At 67.7% G+C, this 18,685-nt stretch carries 18 protein-coding genes; 9 read left to right on the top strand and 9 right to left on the bottom strand.

Annotation, left to right across the window (positions count from 1 at the left end):
* Positions 1–5: 5 nt before the first annotated feature.
* From CRM90_RS23355 to CRM90_RS23365, 3 genes are read right to left on the bottom strand one after another with little or no spacing between them, the layout of a single operon-like run.
* Positions 6–1,823, bottom strand: coding sequence for an SDR family oxidoreductase (locus CRM90_RS23355; protein ID WP_102809313.1), 1,818 nt, complete (start codon positions 1,821–1,823; stop codon positions 6–8).
* A gap of 31 nt (positions 1,824–1,854) precedes the next feature.
* Complete coding sequence (locus CRM90_RS23360; RefSeq protein ID WP_233209472.1) at positions 1,855–2,253, bottom strand: acyl-CoA thioesterase; 399 nt, start codon at positions 2,251–2,253, stop codon at positions 1,855–1,857.
* 10 nt (positions 2,254–2,263) lie between these two features.
* Entirely contained in the window at positions 2,264–2,971 is a 708-nt protein-coding gene (locus CRM90_RS23365) for a histidine phosphatase family protein (RefSeq protein ID WP_102809315.1), read from the bottom strand.
* A gap of 93 nt (positions 2,972–3,064) precedes the next feature.
* On the opposite strand from CRM90_RS23365, the gene CRM90_RS23370 reads away from it, so the two are divergent.
* Positions 3,065–3,934 (top strand): MaoC family dehydratase, encoded by an 870-nt coding sequence (locus CRM90_RS23370; RefSeq protein WP_102809316.1) that lies wholly within the window; start codon positions 3,065–3,067, stop codon positions 3,932–3,934.
* Between the two features lie 24 nt (positions 3,935–3,958).
* Here the strand turns inward: CRM90_RS23370 and CRM90_RS23375 are convergent, their stop codons facing one another.
* From CRM90_RS23375 to helR, 3 genes are read right to left on the bottom strand one after another with little or no spacing between them, the layout of a single operon-like run.
* Positions 3,959–4,675, bottom strand: a complete 717-nt coding sequence (locus CRM90_RS23375; RefSeq protein ID WP_102809317.1) for a VIT1/CCC1 transporter family protein — start codon at positions 4,673–4,675, stop codon at positions 3,959–3,961.
* Complete coding sequence (locus CRM90_RS23380; protein WP_102809318.1) at positions 4,672–5,364, bottom strand: DUF899 domain-containing protein; 693 nt, start codon at positions 5,362–5,364, stop codon at positions 4,672–4,674. Before CRM90_RS23380 ends, CRM90_RS23375 begins: the two co-directional genes overlap by 4 nt.
* Before the next feature lie 57 nt (positions 5,365–5,421).
* Positions 5,422–7,620: an RNA polymerase recycling motor ATPase HelR gene (gene helR, locus CRM90_RS23385; protein WP_199190015.1), complete on the bottom strand. Its 2,199-nt coding sequence runs from the start codon at positions 7,618–7,620 to the stop codon at positions 5,422–5,424.
* 89 nt (positions 7,621–7,709) lie between these two features.
* On the opposite strand from helR, the gene CRM90_RS23390 reads away from it, so the two are divergent.
* The gene (locus tag CRM90_RS23390; protein WP_102809319.1) at positions 7,710–11,003 is read left to right on the top strand and encodes an error-prone DNA polymerase; all 3,294 of its coding nucleotides are present in this window, start codon (positions 7,710–7,712) and stop codon (positions 11,001–11,003) included.
* 70 nt (positions 11,004–11,073) lie between these two features.
* On the opposite strand, the gene CRM90_RS23395 is transcribed toward CRM90_RS23390, so the two are convergent.
* Complete coding sequence (locus CRM90_RS23395) at positions 11,074–11,484, bottom strand: TIGR03667 family PPOX class F420-dependent oxidoreductase (protein WP_102809320.1); 411 nt, start codon at positions 11,482–11,484, stop codon at positions 11,074–11,076.
* 23 nt (positions 11,485–11,507) lie between these two features.
* Between CRM90_RS23395 and CRM90_RS23400 the strand changes: the two genes are divergently transcribed.
* On the top strand, positions 11,508–12,149 hold the full coding sequence (locus tag CRM90_RS23400) for a nitroreductase family protein (RefSeq protein ID WP_036340623.1): 642 nt from the start codon (positions 11,508–11,510) through the stop codon (positions 12,147–12,149).
* 10 nt (positions 12,150–12,159) lie between these two features.
* Here CRM90_RS23400 and CRM90_RS23405 read toward each other — a convergent pair whose 3' ends face one another.
* Positions 12,160–12,624: a tRNA (cytidine(34)-2'-O)-methyltransferase gene (locus CRM90_RS23405; RefSeq protein WP_102809344.1), complete on the bottom strand. Its 465-nt coding sequence runs from the start codon at positions 12,622–12,624 to the stop codon at positions 12,160–12,162.
* A gap of 32 nt (positions 12,625–12,656) precedes the next feature.
* On the opposite strand from CRM90_RS23405, the gene CRM90_RS23410 reads away from it, so the two are divergent.
* The 6 genes from CRM90_RS23410 to CRM90_RS23435 all read left to right on the top strand — a co-directional run bounded on the left by CRM90_RS23410 (position 12,657) and on the right by CRM90_RS23435 (position 17,944).
* Positions 12,657–13,262, top strand: coding sequence for a class I SAM-dependent methyltransferase (locus CRM90_RS23410; RefSeq protein ID WP_102809321.1), 606 nt, complete (start codon positions 12,657–12,659; stop codon positions 13,260–13,262).
* 211 nt (positions 13,263–13,473) lie between these two features.
* Positions 13,474–16,065 (top strand): sensor histidine kinase, encoded by a 2,592-nt coding sequence (locus CRM90_RS23415; RefSeq protein ID WP_102809322.1) that lies wholly within the window; start codon positions 13,474–13,476, stop codon positions 16,063–16,065.
* Entirely contained in the window at positions 16,062–16,475 is a 414-nt protein-coding gene (locus CRM90_RS23420) for a roadblock/LC7 domain-containing protein (protein WP_102809323.1), read from the top strand. Before CRM90_RS23415 ends, CRM90_RS23420 begins: the two co-directional genes overlap by 4 nt.
* Complete coding sequence (locus tag CRM90_RS23425) at positions 16,472–16,828, top strand: DUF742 domain-containing protein (RefSeq protein ID WP_102809324.1); 357 nt, start codon at positions 16,472–16,474, stop codon at positions 16,826–16,828. The genes CRM90_RS23420 and CRM90_RS23425 overlap by 4 nt, the downstream gene beginning before the upstream one ends.
* Positions 16,809–17,384 (top strand): GTP-binding protein, encoded by a 576-nt coding sequence (locus CRM90_RS23430; RefSeq protein WP_102809325.1) that lies wholly within the window; start codon positions 16,809–16,811, stop codon positions 17,382–17,384. Before CRM90_RS23425 ends, CRM90_RS23430 begins: the two co-directional genes overlap by 20 nt.
* Complete coding sequence (locus CRM90_RS23435; protein WP_102809326.1) at positions 17,384–17,944, top strand: pentapeptide repeat-containing protein; 561 nt, start codon at positions 17,384–17,386, stop codon at positions 17,942–17,944. Before CRM90_RS23430 ends, CRM90_RS23435 begins: the two co-directional genes overlap by 1 nt.
* On the opposite strand, the gene CRM90_RS23440 is transcribed toward CRM90_RS23435, so the two are convergent.
* Positions 17,931–18,635, bottom strand: coding sequence for a TetR/AcrR family transcriptional regulator (locus tag CRM90_RS23440; protein WP_370508684.1), 705 nt, complete (start codon positions 18,633–18,635; stop codon positions 17,931–17,933). The two genes, CRM90_RS23435 and CRM90_RS23440, sit on opposite strands and share 14 nt — an antisense overlap.
* Positions 18,636–18,685: the final 50 nt, after the last annotated feature.

Below are 18,685 nucleotides of genomic sequence, written 5' to 3' on the forward strand. Positions count from 1 at the left end.
TGAGTTCACCAATGCACGCCGGGTACCAGGCGCACGACTTGTTTGACCGGGCGCGGTGCGCGAAGCCGGATCACCGGCAGGCGCGGACCGTTGGCAGCCGGGCGCCGACCCTCGCCGCGGGCGGCGGGCGAGTCGGGGTAGCCCAGATAAAGCTGGTGCAGGACCCGGCGGGCCAGTTTCGGGGTGAAATACTGGCCGGCGTCGGCCAGCGTCCCCAGCGGGGTGTCGATCCGGACCGGCTTGTCCACCAGTCCGCGGACCACCATCGCGGCCGCGTGTTCGGCGCTGATCGGCGGCACCGGGTTCAGCCGGCCCGAGGGCGCGATCATCGGCGTCTTCACCAGCGGCATGTGGATCGTGGTGAAGGTGATGTTGTCCGACAACGTTTCCGAGGCCACTACATCGGTGAAAGCATCGAGCGCCGCTTTGGTCGGCAGGTACGAGCTGTACTTGGGGTTGCGGGCCTGCACACCGGCGCTGGACACGTTGACCACGTGGCCGAACCGGCGCGCCTGCCAGTGCGGCAGCAGCGCCAGCACCATTCGCACCGCGCCGAAATAGTTGACCGCCATCACCCGTTCGTAGTCGTGCAGCCGGTCGGTCGAGGCGGTCACCGATCGGCGGATCGAGCGGCCCGCGTTGTTCACCAGGTAGTCGACGTGGCCGAACCGGCCGAGTATCTCGGCGATCGTCGTGTTGACCGATTCAGTGTCGGTGACATCGCAGCTGAAGGCGAAAGCCCGCCCGCCGTCGGCGGTGATCTCGTCGACCAACTCGTGCAGCGCTTCACCGTTGCGCGCCAACGCGAACACGGTGGCACCGCGGGCCGCCACCGCCACGGCAGAGGCGCGGCCGATGCCACTGGACGCGCCGGTGATGATCACGTGTCTGCCGGCCAGCGGTGTCCCGGAGTCGGAGCCGGTGCGCTCGGGGTCGAGGCGCTGGGCCCAGTACCGCCACAACACCGGGGCGTAGGCGGAGAACGCCGGCGGTTCGATCCCGCTGGGGAGCAATGCCTTTCGTGTGGCGTCCGAACCGAACACGGCGGTGGTCTGCAGAGTGTCGATGGCCTCGGGCGGCACGCCGAGTTGCGTTGCCGCCATGTCCCGCAACACTTTCGCCCGTCCGCGCGCGGCGAGCAGCGGCTGGGCCACCTGGCGGGGCAGGCTGCCGCGCAATGGCGGCAGTCCGGCGCCGCGGGCCACGCTCCGGTAGATCTGGCGCAGGCTCACCGACTCGGCGGCGGTCAGGTGGAACGTCTGCCCGTCGCGGCCCTCGGCATGGATGAGTTCCACCATCGCGGCGGCGACATAGTCGACCGGGACGACGTTGATCCGACCGAGGTCCGGCAGAAGTATCGGCGTGAACGACGGCAGTGCGGCCAGTCGAGCCAGCGGCCCGAAGAGGTGATACGGCCCGCTGATCCGGTCGGTTTCGCCGGTGCGTGAGTCGCCGACGACCACCCCCGCTCGGTAGATGCGGAATGGTGTATTCGAGGACCGTACCCGCTGCTCCGCCTCGAATGCCGCCCTGTGACGGCGGGTGGGCAGCTGCTGGCCGACGTCGAAATCGTCCTCGGTGAACTCGCCCCGGAAGTCGCCGGCCACCGCGACCGAGGACAGTTGATGCAGCGTCGCGCCGAGTTCGCGGGCGACCGCCACGGCCGACTCAGTCTCGGCAATCCGGCAGTTGATGACATGGTCGGCTCGCTCCGGCCGGTCGTCGGTCGACGTCCACACCTGTGCGTCATCGTGACTGTCGAGCAGCCGGGCTACGACCCGACGTCCGATGAACCCGGTACCGCCGGTAACGACATAGCGCATGGGCCATCATTGATCGCCGATCACGCCGCGGTCAACAGGCTGAGGACATCCGCTCCCGGAACCAGTCCGGCCACGGCCGCTTCTCGAACGTCACCGCGTCGACGCAGACGTGGATCATCGTCGCCTCGGCGATCAGCTCCTCACCGCGGCGGATGGCGAAGCGGCTGCTCAGCGAGGTCCGGCCGACGGGTTCGAAGCCGACGCCGACCACCAGGTCGTCGTCGAACCGCGCAGGCTGGCGGAACTGCAACTCTGCCGCGGCCACCACGAAGTCGATGCCCCCGTCGAGCAGAACCTGGTAGTCGCCGAAGATGTCGCGGACGGCCTCGTTGATGGCCATGTCGAACCAGGTCAGATAGTGGCCGTTGAAAACCCGGCCCTGCATGTCGCATTCGACGTACCGCACGCGCAGCGGCATGCCGAAGCTCATCTGCGTCATCTCAGAACGAGGTGATCCCGTCCCAGTCCACCAGCCTCCAGCCGATCACCGGATTGCCGGTCACCACCACCCGGCCGGTGTTGGGCAGCGGATGATCGGTCGCCAGGCTGTCCTTGGCGTTACGCGCATTCATTAACGTCCACAACATGATTGAGGCGGCGCTGGAAAACGCGACGGGCTTGTTGTTGCCGCTCTCGTAGATGCGCTGCACCGCCCCGGTGAACTTGCCGTTGAACTCGGCGCCGCTGACCGAACCGGGGATGCTGAAGTCGGTATCCCCGCGCAGCCAGTCGGCCGGGGCGACCATGTACGTCGCGGCGGCGTTCTTCACGCTGCGGCCGTCGAACCAGCCGGCCGAGATTTCGTTGAGGCCCGGCAGCACGGTGACCTGCTTGCCCAGGGCCTTGGCCATCGGCGCCGCGGTCTGCTGGGTGCGCACCATGTCCGAGGCGTAGACACCGTCGTACCCATTGCTCTTCAGCCGGTTGGCCGTTGCGGTCGCCTGCTGCTCGCCGGCTTCTGTCAGCGACGGTCCTGGCACGGACGTGTCGATCACCCCGGCCGCGTTGGCTTCCGACTCGGCGTGCCGGATGAACGTCAGGGTGATCGTGCGATCGTGCGGGGTATCGGAACTGCAGCTGGCGAGGAGGACGGCCGCCAGGAATGCAGCGATCAGCGAGACGAGGGTCCGGGCGCGCGGAAGATGCATGCTCCTAGCGTGCCTTGTCGAACGCTGTGGTGGGCGCGATTCTGGCCAGTGCGACTATGGAGTTTCTCCATCCACGACCTCAGGAGTGCGGCAATGGCCATCGACCCCACGGCAATCGGAGCGGTCACCGACCCTCAGCCCTACCAGTGGACCGATCGCGACACGATGCTTTATGCGCTCGGCGTCGGTGCGGGTACCGATGATCTGGCCTTCACCACCGACAACAGCCACGACATCACCCAGCAGGTCTTGCCGACGTTCGCGGTCATCTGCTGCCCGGCGTTCGGAGCTGCCACCAAGGTCGGGTCGTTCAACTGGGGCATGCTGCTGCACGGCTCGCAGGAGATCCGCTTGCACGCCCCGCTGCCCGCCTCCGGTCAGCTCTCGGTGGTCTCCGAGGTGGCCGACATCCAGGACAAGGGCGAGGGCAAGAACGCCATCATCGTGATGCGGGGCAAGGGCACTGATCCGGCCACCGGCGAGCTGATCGCCGAGACCTTGTCGACCGCGGTCATCCGCGGTGAGGGCGGGTTCGGCGGCCAGCCCGGGCAACGTCCACAGGCCCCCGAATTCCCCGACCGCGAACCGGACGCGCGCATCGCGATGCCGACCCGCGGCGACCAGGCGTTGATCTACCGGCTTTCCGGCGACCGCAATCCGCTGCACAGCGACCCCTGGTTCGCCCGTGAGATGGCCGGCTTCGACAGGCCGATCCTGCACGGGCTGTGCACGTATGGGTTCGCCGGCCGGGCGCTGCTGGCCGAACTCGCAGGCAACGACGCGGCGAAGCTGACCGCGGTCAGCGCACGATTCACCTCGCCGGTCTTCCCGGGAGAGACGCTGACGACCTCGATCTGGCGCACCGAAGCGGGCCGGGCGGTGTATCGCACCGAGGCCGGCGGGCTGGACGGTTCCAACACGCGAGTCGTACTCGACGACGGCTCAGCCGAATACCGCGACTGATCGCGGCGGCCGTCGCGCCGACGGTCAGCCGACCGCGCCGCCGACGAGGTGGCCGATGCCGAACGTGACGGCCATCGCCAGCGCACCTCCGATGACCACCCGGTAGATCGCCCGCCGCGGATTGGCGCCGCCGAGGCGCGCGCTGACCCAGCCGGTGACACCCAGCGCGATCAGCACGGCGACGAAGGTGATCGGCACGCGAATCGACGCCGGTGGCAACAGGATTGCCAGCAGCGGCAACACCGCGCCGACCGTGAACGACACTGCCGAGGAGAACGCGGCCTGCCACGGGTTGGTCAGTTCATCGGGATCGATACGCAGTTCGATGTCGACGTGGGCGGCGAACGCGTCGTGATCGGTGAGCTCCTCGGCCACCGTGCGCGCGGTGGCGGGGGACAGGCCCTTGGCTTCGTAGAGCGCGGCCAGCTCGTCGAGCTCGGCGGCGGGCTCGGTGTCCAGTTCGTTGCGTTCCTTGGACAGCATCGCTTTCTCGGAATCGCGCTGCGTGCTGACCGACACGTATTCACCGACCGCCATCGACAGTGCGCCGGCTGCCAGGGCCGCGATGCCTGCGGTGAAGATCGGGCCCCGCTCGACGGTTGCCGCGGCGACGCCGACCACGATGCCGGCGGTCGAGACGATGCCGTCGTTGGCGCCGAGGACCCCGGCGCGCAACCAGTTCAGTCGACTGCCGAAGGCGTCGTGATGCGGCTCGGACGGATGAAGCTGCGGGCTGGTCACCTGTGCAGCGTAGGACTTTCGCCGTACGCGCGCGCGATGTCCTCGGAGCCGGCCCAACCGGAGTATGTCGGGCGCTGCGGCCAGCCGGCCGGGGAGTCCTGCCACTCTTCCTGCCGACCCCACGGCAGCAGGTCGATGAGGGCGAACGAGTGGCTGAGTTGCTCGGTGCCGCGACCGTTGGTGTGCCAGGTGCGGTAGACGGTCTCGCCGTCGCGCAGGAAGACGTTGACCCCGAAGCCCCCACCGGGGGCTGCGTCGACGTCGGCGCCGAACGTGCTGCCCGCCGACGAGTACCAATCCATTCTGTTGCCGACCTTGGCCTTGTAGGCCAGGGCTTCGTCGATCGGTCCGTTGGTGACGATCACGAAGCGGGCGTCGTAGTTGTCCAGGAATTCCAGCCGGGTGAACTGGGAGGTGAAACCGGTGCAGCCCGGGCACTGCCAGTCCGCGCCGTCGTTCCACATGTGGTTGTAGACGATCAATTGCGAACGTCCGTCGAACACCTCGGCCAGCGCGACGGGTCCGTCGGGTCCGGTCAGGACATAGTTCGGCATCTCGACCATGGGCAGCCGCCGGCGTTGCGCTGCGATCGCGTCGAGTTCACGGGTGGCGGCCTTCTCGCGCGCGCGAAGTTCGTCGAGTGCGGCGCGCCAGGTCTGCTGATCGACCACCGGAGGCAGGGCGGACATGGGGACTCCTTTGTGTCGGGTTCCGTCACAAGGATGGACTCGCCCCACCCCCGAAAGTCATCGGTTGTGTTCGACAAGCCCGGCCAGCGCCGGCGGCAGCGGGTGCTGATGCAGCACACCCAACCGCTGGGTGGCACGGGTGAGCGCGACGTAGAGCTCGGCCGCACCGCGCGGACCGTCGGCGAGGATGAGTTCCGGCTCGACGACCAGCACCGCGTCGAACTCGAGGCCCTTGGTTTCCGACGGCGCGACCACACCCGGCATGCCCGGCGGTCCGATCACGATGCTGGTCCCGTCGTGATCGGCCTCCGCCGCCACGAATTCGTCGATGGCGCGCGGCATCTGCTCCGCGGTGACCTGCCGGGACCAGGGGCGCACACCGCATGCGCGTACTGATTCCGGGGGCCGGACGTCCGGCGCGAAGTCGGCCAATACCGCGGCGGCGACGGTCATGATCTCGGCGGGGGTGCGGTAGTTCACCGACAGCGACCGGTACACCCACCGGCCGGGCACGTACGGCTCCAGCATGTCCGCCCACGACGTCGCACCGGCCATCGAGCGGCGCTGCGCGAGATCGCCGACGACCGTGAACGACCGACTCGGGCAGCGCCGCATCAGCACCCGCCAGTCCATCTCGGAGAGCTCCTGGGCCTCATCGACCACCACGTGCCGGTAGGTCCAGTCCCGGTCGGCGGACGCGCGTTCGGCGAGATCCCGGTAGTCGCGCTCGGTGAAGCGTTCGGCCAGGCCAGCGGCGTCGATGAGGTCCTGCGCGAGCAGATGGTCCTCGTCGTCCATCAGATCCTCGTGGGCGACCATGTTCTCCAAAACGCCTCTGGCGTAGTCGGTTTCTTCCTTGAGCGCCTGTGCGGCGGCATCGTCGGCCGCCTTGTCGCGGCCCAGCAGATCGACCAATTCGTCGAGCAGCGGCACATCCGAGGTTGTCCAGGCGTCACCGACTTCCCGCAGTAGCGCCGGGTCGGCGCCGGCGGCGCGTAGCCGCTCCGGCGAGGTATACAGCTCGGCCAGCAGCTCATGCGGCTCGAGGACCGGCCAGAGTTGATCGAGGGCCGACAGGAACCGCTCGTTGTCTTCGAGGTCGGCGAGCAGATCCGCGCGCACCTTCTCCCAGGCGTCGCGATTGTCGCGGGTCAGCCAACCACGACCGATCCGGGCGATCCCGCGCTCGGTCAGTACGTAGGTGACGATGTCGCGGAACACCGCACGAGCCGCGTTGTGCGGCAGTCGGCTTGCGCGCGCCTCGTCGATGGCCCATTGCGCGGTGTCGGCGGCGATCTGCATCGTGACATCGCCCAGCGGGATCTCCAACGGCTGCTCGGGCACACGTTGGCGGTCGGCGATCGCCGCCGCGAGGACATCCAGCATCGCGCGAGAACCCTTGATGCGGGCGACATCCGGGGTGTCCTCGGCGGTGACGTGCAAACCGGGCAGGAGATCGCCGACGGTGGCGAACACCACTTCCGACTCGCCCAGCGACGGCAGCACGCGCCCGATGTGGTTCATGAACGCCTGGTTGGGCCCGACGACGAGTACCCCGTGGCGTTCGATCCGCGCCCGCTGGGTGTAGAGCAGGTACGCCACCCGATGCAGAGCCACCACGGTCTTGCCGGTGCCGGGGCCGCCCTCGATCACCAGCACGCCCGGGTGGTCGAGCCGGATGATCTCGTCCTGCTCGGCCTGGATGGTCGCCACGATGTCGCGCATGCCCGGGCCGCGGGGCGCGTTGACGGCCGCGAGCAGTGCCGCGTCACTGCTGTACGGGCTGTCGTCACCGGCGTTCGGGTCGGGGCGGCCGAAGACCTCGTCGGTGAAGTCGACCAGCCGCCGCCCGAGAGAGTGGAACTGGCGACGCCGACGCATGCCCTCGGGGTTGGCGGCGGTGGCGATGTAGAACGCGCGGGCGGCCGGCGCCCGCCAGTCGAGCAGGAGTAGCTCGTTGTCCTCGTCGAAGATGCCGATTCGGCCGACGTAGAGACGCTCGCCCGTAATGGCGTCCAGTCGTCCGAAACACAGCCCCTGGTCGGCGATGTCCAACCGCGCCGCGGATTGCGCCAGGGTCCGCACCTCGGCATCGCGGGCAACCAGGGTGCCGCCGTCCTGGATGTCGATCGGGCCGGAGAGTGCGGCGCGGTACTGGGCCTTGACCCATCTGCGCCTGGCGTCGAGCCGGTCATAGAGATCGGCCAGGTAATCGCGCTCCGACTCCAGCTCATGGTCGTGTGCCTGCGTCGTCATGCCCCTCATCTCTTTGGTTCGACAACCATCTTCGTCTAGTTTTCCCCGGCAGTTCGGACTTAGAACACATGTTCGATTAGGCTGGGCGGGTGCGTTGGTTCAACGGGCCGCCGAGTTGGGGCGAGATGGAGCGGGTGCTCAACGGCAAGCCCCGCCGCCCCGGCCTGTCCCTGGGTGAACCGCACGCCGACGGTGGAGACAGTCCGGCGTGGTCACGTCGACGGGAACCCTACGAACCGATCGGTGACCGCCCGCTGCGCTCGACGGTGCCCTACGCCGAGTTGCATGCGCATTCGGCCTACAGCTTTCTCGACGGGGCCAGCACCCCCGAGGAACTCGTGGAGGAGGCTGCGCGCCTGGATCTGCGGGCCATCGCGCTGACCGACCACGACGGTCTCTATGGCGTGGTGCGATTCGCCGAGGCCGCGAAGGAACTCGACATGCGCACCGTCTTCGGTGCCGAACTGTCGCTGGGCAATACCGCCCGCACCGAGGTGCCCGACCCGCCGGGTCCGCATCTGCTGGTGCTGGCCCGCGGGCCGGAAGGCTACCGTCGGCTGTCTCGTCAGTTGTCTGCCGCGCACCTGGCCGGTGGCGAGAAGGGCAAACCGCGCTACGACTACGACTCGCTCACCGAGGCGGCAGGCGGACATTGGCACATTCTCACCGGTTGTCGCAAAGGTCATGTCCGGCAGGCGCTTTCACAAGGTGGCCCGGAGGCGGCGGCCGCAGCGCTGGCCGACCTGGTGGACCGCTTCGGCAGCGACCGGGTCAGTATCGAACTCAGTCATCACGGTGATCCGTTCGACGACGAGCGCAATGCCGTGCTGGCCGCGCTGGCTCCCCGGTTCGGGGTGGGGGTCGTCGCCACCACCGGGGCGCACTTCGCCGAACCGAGCCGCGGCAGGCTCGCCATGGCGATGGGGGCGATTCGGGCACGCCAGTCGCTGGATGAGGCCGCCGGCTGGCTGGCCCCGGTGGGCGGTGCGCACCTGCGGTCCGGCGACGAGATGGCTCGGCTATTTTCCCAGTACCCCGAAGCCGTCAGCGCTGCAGCAGATCTCGGCGAGCAGTGCGCTTTCGGGCTGGCGCTGATCGCCCCGCAGCTGCCACCGTTTGATGTTCCCGACGGGCACACCGAGGACAGCTGGTTGCGCGAGCTGGTGATGGTCGGCGCCGCCCGGCGCTATGGACCGCGCGCCGGTGCGCCGGAGGCCTACGCCCAGCTCGAGCGCGAACTCGAGGTCATTGCCGCCTTGAAGTTCCCGGGGTACTTCCTGGTGGTCCACGACATCACCCGATTCTGCCGGGAGAACAAAATCCTTTGTCAGGGCAGGGGATCGGCAGCCAACTCCGCGGTGTGTTACGCGCTGGGCGTCACCGCCGTCGACCCGATCGCCAACGAGCTGCTCTTCGAGCGCTTCCTGTCCCCGGCCCGTGACGGTCCACCCGACATCGATATCGACATCGAATCGGATCTTCGGGAGAAGGCCATCCAGTACGTCTACGACCGCTACGGCCGCGACTATGCCGCGCAGGTCGCCAACGTCATCACCTACCGGGGCAAGAGTGCGGTGCGCGATATGGCCCGTGCTCTCGGCTTTTCGCAGGGGCAGCAGGATGCCTGGAGTAAGCAGATCAGTCACTGGCACTCCGAGGCCGACTCGGCCGACCTCGAGGGCATCCCCGAGCCGGTGGTCGACCTGGCGGTCCAGATCAAGAACCTGCCCCGGCACATGGGCATCCACTCCGGCGGTATGGTGATCTGCGACCGCCCGATCGCCGACGTCTGCCCGGTGGAGTGGGCACGCATGGCGAACCGCAGCGTGCTGCAGTGGGACAAAGATGACTGCGCGGCAATCGGATTGGTGAAGTTCGACATGCTGGGCCTCGGCATGCTCTCGGCGCTGCACTACTGCATCGATCTGGTGGCCGAACACAAAGGCATCGAGGTCGACCTGGCTCGCCTGGATCTGTCCGAACCCGCGGTGTACGAGATGCTGCAGAAGGCGGATTCCGTCGGGGTGTTCCAGGTGGAGTCGCGCGCCCAGATGGCCACCCTTCCGCGGTTGAAGCCGCGGGTGTTCTACGACCTGGTGGTGGAGGTGGCACTGATCCGTCCAGGGCCCATCCAGGGCGGCTCGGTGCACCCCTACATCAAACGGCGCAACGGTCTCGAGGAGGTCACCTACGACCACCCGTCGATGGAACCTGCGCTGCGAAAGACGTTGGGGGTGCCGCTGTTCCAGGAGCAGCTCATGCAGCTGGCGGTGGATTGCGCCGGATTTTCGGCCGCCGAGGCCGACCAACTGCGCCGGGCCATGGGTTCCAAACGTTCCACCGAGAAGATGCGACGGCTGCGGGACCGGTTTTATGCCGGGATGGCGCAGCGCCACGGCATCACCGGCGAGGTTGCCGACCGGATCTACGACAAGCTGGAAGCCTTCGCCAATTTCGGTTTCCCGGAGAGCCATTCGCTGAGCTTCGCCTCGCTGGTGTACTACTCCTCGTGGTTCAAGCTGCACCACCCGGCGGCGTTCTGTGCCGCCCTGCTGCGCGCCCAGCCGATGGGTTTCTATTCGCCGCAGTCGCTGGTCGCCGACGCCCGCAGGCACGGGGTGACGGTGCACGGGCCCGATGTCAATGCCAGCTTGGCGCATCCCACACTGGAGAATTCCGGGATGGAGGTGCGGCTGGGATTGGGCGCCGTGCGGCATATCGGTGACGAGCTGGCTGAGCGGATCGTCGAGGAGCGTGACGCCGGTGGGTCCTACGCATCACTGGTGGATCTTACTGGGCGGGTGCAGCTTTCGGTTCCACAAACCGAGGCGCTGGCCACCGCCGGCGCGCTGGGCTGTTTCGCGATCACCCGGCGGGAGGGGCTGTGGGCGGCCGGGGCGGCGGCGTCTCAGCGGCCAGACCGGCTGCCCGGCGTCGGCTCGTCATCACACGTGCCGGCGTTGCCCGGTATGACCGAGGTGGAGTTGGCCGCCTCCGATGTGTGGGCCACCGGCATCTCACCGGACAGCTATCCCACCCAGTTCCTGCGCGAGGACCTCGACGCGATAGGTGTGGTCACTGCCGACCGGCTGTTGGACGTGCCGGACGGCAGCCGGGTGCTGATCGCCGGTGCGGTGACACACCGGCAACGGCCGGCCACCGCCCAGGGCGTGACGTTCATGAACATCGAGGACGAGACCGGCATGGTCAATGTGCTGTGCACGCCGGGGGTGTGGAATCGGCATCGCAAGCTTGCCCAGACCGCATCGGCGCTGCTGATCCGCGGGCAGGTGCAGAACGCCACCGGCGCGGTGACCGTGATGGCTGAGCGGATGGGCCGCATCACGTTGAAAGTGAGTTCGCGCTCCCGGGATTTCAGGTAGTCGAAACCTCCAGTGTGCGATTTCATCCGCGACACGCCGCGATTGCCGTATGAGCACGCACAGTCGAGCGCTACTCCGTCGGCGTCGTCCACACCTTGTCGATGCTGATCCGCAGCCGCAGGTTGTACCCGCCCATCGAGTCGGTCAACCCGGCTTGATCGGACAGTGCACCGTATTTCGCCCAGAACGCCGGGTCGTCACGCGGGTCGGCGTCCTCGCTGTCGACGGTGGCGGGACCGCCGACGACGATGATGCCGCCGCCGTCGCCGCTGGAGTCCAGATTCAGGCTGACCCGCGGATGCGACCCGATGTGACGTACCTTGGCCGAGCCGGGTGCGGTGTAGATGATGACGTCGGTGCCGTCGAAGAAGAACCACACCAGCTTGGGCACCGGCTGGCCGGATTTGGCGACTGTTGTCAACCAGCCGAAGTTGTCGCCGACAAGCCGATCGCGCACCTCTTGATCCAGTTCAGTTGCCATATCGCCGAATGTAGTCTCGCCTCATGACACTCGATCTGACCGTTGATGAACTCCTCACTTCCACCCGATCGGTGCGCAAGCGGCTCGACTTCGACAAGCCCGTGCCGCGCGAGGTGCTGATGGAGTGTCTGGATCTGGCCCTGCAGGCGCCGACGGGTTCCAATGCCCAAGGCTGGCAATTCCTGTTCGTCGAGGATCCCGCCAAGAAGAAGGCGCTGGCCGATATCTACCGGGCCACCGGCACGCCCTACCTCGACATGCCCGCCCCGGTTCGCGGCGATATGCGCGATGCGCAGATGGACTCGGTGCTCAGCTCGGCCAAATACCTCAACGAGAACCTCGAGAAGGCTCCGGTGTTCCTGATCCCGTGCCTGGAGGGCCGCCCCGACGGCGCCCCCGCCGGCATGCAGGCGTCCTACTGGGGTTCCCTCATTCCGGCCGTCTGGAGTTTCATGCTGGCCCTGCGGTCCCGCGGGCTGGGCTCGGCGTACACGACGCTGCACCTGATCGGGGACGGCGAAAAGCAGGCCGCCGAGCTGCTCGGCATCCCGTTCGATCGCTACACCCAGGGCGGCCTGTGGCCGATCGCCTACACCAAGGGCACCGACTTCAAGCCCGCCAAGCGGCTGCCCGCCGAGCAGCTCACCCATTGGGACACCTGGTGACCCGGCGGGTCTAAACCCCACCTTCGAAGCCGTGCTGCCGCCACGCCTCATAGGCCACCACCGCGGCAGCGTTGGACAGATTCAGTGACCGCCGCCCGGACAGCATCGGGATCCGCACCTGCTCGGTGATGTGCGGGTCGGCCAGCGTGGCGGCGTCCAGACCGGTCGGTTCCGGGCCGAAGAGCATCACGTCGCCCGGCTGGTAGGCGATATCGAACGACGACCGGGTGGCGTGCGCTGTGAACGCGAATACCCGCGCGCCGGCCACCGCCGCCCACGCCTGATCCAGGCTGGCGTGCACCGTCACCGACGCCAGGTCGTGGTAGTCCAATCCGGCCCGGCGCAGCTTCGGTTCGGACAGGTCGAAGCCCAACGGCTCCACCAGATGCAATTCGCATCCGGTCGCGGCAACCATGCGGATGGCGTTACCGGTGTTCGGTGCGATCCGCGGTGAGTAGAACATCAGCCTGAACACAGCCACCCTCCGGACACGGGGATAATGGCGGCATGGTCGAGACCAGTATCTGGATGCAGAAAGTCGCGGCCGATCCCGGGCATTCGCGGTGGTACATCGAGCGGTTCCGTGCGATGGCCCGCGCCGGTGACGACCTGGTCGGCGAGGCCCGCTTCGTGGATGCGATGGCTGCCCGCGGCTCCCACATCCTCGACGCCGGCTGCGGTCCCGGCCGGGTGGGCGGATATCTGGCGTCGGTCGGTCATGACGTTGTCGGCGTCGACGTCGACCCGGCGCTGATCGAGGCGGCCGAAGAGGACCATCCCGGCCCGCGCTGGCTGGTCGGCGATCTCGCCGAACTCGACCTGCCTGCGCGCGGTATCACCGAACCGTTCGACATCATCGTCTCGGCAGGCAACGTCATGACGTTCGTCGCGCCCAGCACCCGCGTGCAGGTGCTGAGCCGGCTGCGCGCCCACCTCAAAGCCGATGGCCGCGCGGTGATCGGTTTCGGCGCGGGGCGCGACTATGAGTACAGCCAGTTCCTCGACGACGCCGCTCACGCCGGGCTCGCGCCCGATCTGCTGCTGTCCACCTGGGATGTGCGGCCCTTTTCCGATGACTCCGACTTTCTCGTCGCGCTGCTCAAACCAGCGTAGGTAATTCGTCTGAGTTCATGATCTCAGTTGTGCCGCAGCGCAATTTGCTCGACACCCCCATAGGCGTAATGGGTGGGCGTCACCGGTATCTCTCTGTTCAGTAACGACTCTGGAAGTGCTGGGCAATCGCTGTCATACTCGACGAATTGCCAGGGGTTATGCGCAGCTCCGTTGTGGTCAACACGGGCAGCGATGACCAGGAAGTCTCCGGATGAATCAGATTCAACAGCCGACAGCCGTGCCGCCGAAGCGGCCGTCGCGGTGGTCGCTACGCAACTGGCCGGTGCGCGGCAAAGTGTTTGCGATCGTGGCTGTTCCACTCGCGCTCGCGCTCGCCTTCGCCGGAGCCCGCATCTGGGACGGCGTCGAGTCGGCGCGGGAGCTGCAGGTCGCCGCCGATCGCGCCCAGATGATTCCGGTGATCGAGGGCTATGTCGGCGCCCTGCAGGGAGTGCTGCTGGCCTATTCGTCGAACGGGGACACCCAGTCAGCGGCTAACACATTCGACAAGAGCAAAGCCACCCTGCAGAACAAGCTCAATTCCACCGACGTCGCGCCCGACGTCCGTACCGGGGTGACCAACCTGCTCACCGGTGGCCAGGAACTGGTGGCGGCGGTGTCGGCGAACACGATTGGGCTGCGCGACCGCATCACCACCTACGCGCCGATCCTGTTGACCGCTGAAGACGCCATCAACGGCTCGGTGCGCCTCGACGACGAGAAACTGCGCGTCCAGACCCAGGGATTGAGTCGCGCGATCGGCGCCCGCGGCCAGATGCTGATGCAGGAGCTGCTCGTCGAGCAGGGCGGCGACCTACCCGAGCCGGAACTGCGCACGTCGATGATCACGCTGGCCGGCACCGAGCCGTCGACGTTGTTCGGCATGAGCCAGGTCCTCGGCGTCGGCTCGCCCGAGGCCAAGACGCTGCAGAACGAGATGGTTCGCCGGATGGGCATCATGTCCAGCCCGGACGCCACGCTGGCGGGTAACGCCGACCTGCGCCAATCGTTGCAGGCCACCGACGCCATCGCGGAGAAGGTCGTCGCGAGCACCACCGACGAGGTCACCACCTCGGTGCAGCGGCTGGCCGCCGACCGCCGTCACGCCGTCATCCGCGACGGATTGCTGGCGCTGGCTGCCTTCATCGTCGCGCTGGTCGTGGTGTTCCTGGTCGCCCGGTCCCTGGTCCGACCGCTGCGCATCCTGCGCGACGGCGCCCTGCGCGTCGCGCACACCGATCTGGAGCAGGGCATCGCCCGGGTCCGGGCCGGCGACGAACGCGAACCCGAGCCGCTGCCGGTCTACACCACCGAGGAGATCGGCCAGGTCGCCCACGCGGTCGACGAGTTGCACACCCAGGCGCTGCTGCTGGCCGGCGACGAGGCGCGGCTGCGGCTGGTCATCAACGAGATGTTCGAAACGATGTCGCGGCGCAACCGAACGCTCGTCGATCAGCAGCTCTCGCTCATCGACCAGCTGGAACGCAACGAGAAAGACCCCGAACGGCTCGACAACCTCTTCCGGCTCGACCATCTGGCGACCAGGATGCGTCGCATCGGCTCCAACCTGCTGGTGCTCGCCGGCGCGCAGGTGTCGCGCGACCACCGCGAGTCGTTGCCGTTGGCCAGCGCGGTCAACGGCGCGGTCTCCGAGGTCGAGGACTACAAGCGGGTGGAGATCGGCGAGGTGTCCGACTCGGCCCTGATCGGGCGCGTCTCCGCCGACGCGGTGCACATGCTCGCCGAGCTGATCGACAACGCGCTGCGGTATTCGCCGCCGATCTCGCCGGTGCGGGTCACCGCGGTGCACGCAGACAATGCCGGGGTCGTGATCGAGGTGCACGACGACGGCATCGGCATGACGGACAGCGACCTGCGGATCGCCAACATGCGCCTGCACGCCGGTGGCGAGGTCAGCCCGGACAACACCCGGCACATGGGGTTGTTCGTGGTCGGGCGGCTGGCGCACATGCACGGCATGCAGGTGCGGCTGCGCAACGCCGTCGAGGGGGAGCCGTCGTCGGGAACGACTGCCGAGCTCTACATCCCGGCCAAACTCCTGGAGCACGGCGAGCCGGTCGGCACCGACGAGCAGCGGTATGACGCTCCCTCCGAAAAGCCTGCCGGGCAAGACATTCACGAAGCGCCGGCCCCGGCTACGGCCGAGCCGGACGCGGTCGATCCGAGTGGGTTGCCGCGACGATCCCCGGGCACCAGCGGCATCACCGGAGCGCCGCCGCCCCAGCCCCAGACCAAGCCTCAGCCGGAGCCCGAGCCCGAGCCCGAGCCGTCGCTGTGGTTCGCGGGGGCGGAGCAGTCGGCTGTCGAGAACGCGCACGCGTCGGACACCTCAGGGTTCTTCGCGGCTCGTGCCCGCGCCGAGGAGACGCGCGACGAGCACCTCGACATCAGCGATATGGATGTGCTGGCGGCAGGGCTGTCTGCGCCCGATTTCGAGGACACCGACACCGATTTCATCTACCAGAAGATGCTCAACGAGCTGATGGTCGACCCGCACACCATTGCCGTGCCCCAGGATTGGAAGTCGGTGTGGGACAACGGCTGGGAGACCGCAGCCGAGGTGGACAACGTACCCGTGCAGGACCACACCGAACACGGCCTGCCGGTCCGCGATCCCGGCGCCCGGCTGGTGCCCGGCGCCGCCGAGTCGCCGGCCCCCGCGCTCCCGCAACGCGATCCCGACGCGGTCCGCGCCTCGTTCAGCAGCCACTTCGGCGGCGTGCGCGCGGCGCGGTCGGATCGTCAGGCCGGTTCCGCAGAGAACGGACAAGACCACTCATGACCGTGCCGCAGCGGCCGCAGAACAATTCGCTCGACTGGCTGGTGTCCAACTTCGCCCGCGACGTGCACGGAGTCTCGCACGCGGTGCTCGTCTCGGTCGACGGCCTGCTCATCGCGGCGAGCGAGCAACTGCCTCGTGATCGCGCCGAGCAGCTCGCCGCGGTGACCTCCGGGCTGGCCAGCCTGGCCGCGGGGGCCGCCCAGCTCTTCGAGGCAGGTCAGGTACTGCAATCAGTCGTCGAGATGGCCGGCGGCTACCTGTTGGTGATGCGGGTCGGGGACGGATCGCACCTGGCCACACTGGCCGCGCCCAGCTGCGATATCGGCCAAATCGGTTACGAGATGGCGGTTCTGGTGGAACGGGTGGGCACCGTCGTCTCATCGTCGCGGCGGGCCACCCACCCGTCGTGACCGGTGACGCCGAGGCGAACCTGGTACGCCCCTACACGCTGACCGCGGGGCGCACCGACACCTCCGTGGAGCTTCCGGTCGAAGCGCCGATTCAGGCCGTGCCGTCGGCGAAGCCGCACCACTGGCCGTCAGGGGATGTCCGCGGGCGCATCTGTGACCTGTGCGCCGACAGCCCCTCGGTGGCCGAGATCTCGGCCGTGCTGGATCTTCCGCTCGGTGTCGCGCGCGTCCTGGTCGGTGACCTCGTGACGGCGGGCTATCTTCGGGTACGGACGACATTGACCGACCGCTCGACACCCGACGAGCGCCGCGACCTGATAGGAAGGACCCTCCGTGGCCTACGAGCCCTCTGAGGGGCGATCATCCGCCTCGACGAAGATCGTCGTCGCGGGTGGGTTCGGCGCGGGCAAGACCACTTTCGTGGGGGCGGTGTCGGAGATCATGCCGTTGCGCACCGAAGCGATGGTGACCGACGCGTCCACCGCGGTGGATGTGCTCGACGCCACACCAGATAAGTCGACGACGACGGTCGCGATGGACTTCGGGCGTATCACCCTCGACCAGGATCTGGTGCTCTACCTGTTCGGCACTCCCGGCCAGCGCCGGTTCTGGTTCATGTGGGACGACTTGGTGCGCGGCGCCATCGGGGCGATCATCCTGGTCGATGTGCGCCGCCTGCAGGACAGTTTCGCCGCCGTCGACTTCTTCGAGCACCGCAAGATGCCGTTCCTGATCGCGGTCAACGAATTCGACGGCGCGCCACAATATCCCACCGACGAGGTGCGGCGTGCGCTCACGCTGCCCGACACCACTCCGGTGGTCACCGTCGACGCCAGGGACCGTAAATCGGCCACCGACGCGCTGATCGCGATCAGCGAGTACGCACTGGCGAGCCTGGCGTCGAACTAGTGGAGGCGGAGCACCACTGGACCGATCGCGAATTCGTCGGCCACGACTTTCGCGACGAGGATCTCTCCGGCCTGCAGACCGATCAGGTGGTGTTCACCGAATGCGATTTCGGTGGCGCCAACCTGTCCGAATCGGTGCACCGGGGGTCGGCATTCCGGAACTGCCGATTCCTGCGGACCACCCTGTGGCACAGCACTTTCCGGAACTGCAGCATGCTCGGATCGACCTTCGAGAACTGCCGCCTGCGCCCGCTCGTCTGCGATGAAGTCGATTTCACCCTCGCGGTGCTCGGCGGCGCCGACCTTCGCGGAGTTGACCTGTCCGGGTGCCGGCTGCGAGAAGCGAGCCTGGTGCAGGCCGATCTGCGGAAGGCGGTGTTGCGCGGCGCCGATCTGACCGGTGCGCGCACCAACGGGCTGCGACTCGAGCAGGCCGACCTGCGGGGCGCGCGCATCGACCCCACGCTGTGGACCGCCGCCGCGTGCCGGGGCGCGCGCATCGACGTCGCGCAGGCGCTGGCGTTCTCCGCCGCGCACGGTCTCGACGTCAGCGGGGAGTGACCGCGGGTGCGCCCGCCGGCTCCCAGGTGTGCATGGCGAGGTCGAGTTCGGTTTCGCTGAGTGCCTCCACCGGCAGCCGGGTCTGGCCGGTCCGGCAGCGCAGTCCGTCGATGAACAATGCGACGTAACGGCGCCACAGCTCGGTGTTGACCGGGCCGGCGAACTCACTCACGGTTCCGGCGAGCAACCCCAGGACGGGCATGTCCGGAGCGGCGATCTCCGGCCGTAGGTGACCGTCCGCCTGTGCTCGCTCGACCAGTTTGTTCAGTGCCGGCACCAGCCGCTCTTGGGCGGCGCTGACCCGGTCGCCGGCGCAGCTCTTGCTGAAGGCGATCTCCCGCAGACCTCGGTCTGTTGCGGTCAGCTGACACATCTGCTCGACGAACCACGCGAAGCCCTGCCACGAATCCTCCTGGCGCGCCGCCAATTCGGCAAACGTGCTCAGCTGATTGATCCCGTCCGAGAAGATCGCTTCCAGCAGTTCTTCCTTGGTGGCAAAGCGCCGGTACACGGTGCCGACTCCCACCCGGGCGTGGTGAGCGACGTCGTTGAGGCTGGGCTCGATGCCCTTCTGCGCAAAAAGGTCGCGTGCCGCGTCGATGATGCGCTGCCGGTTGCGCTGCGCGTCCTTGCGCAGCGGACGCTCCTTGGCCGAATCGGGTCTCACGTGTCCGAGTGTAACGACCGCCACAAATAAGTGGATTGACTCTATCCGTTTTTATAGTTAGCTTATCTCTCGGT

It is taken from the genome of Mycobacterium sp. ENV421 (assembly GCF_002887815.1).
Lineage (GTDB): Bacteria > Actinomycetota > Actinomycetes > Mycobacteriales > Mycobacteriaceae > Mycobacterium.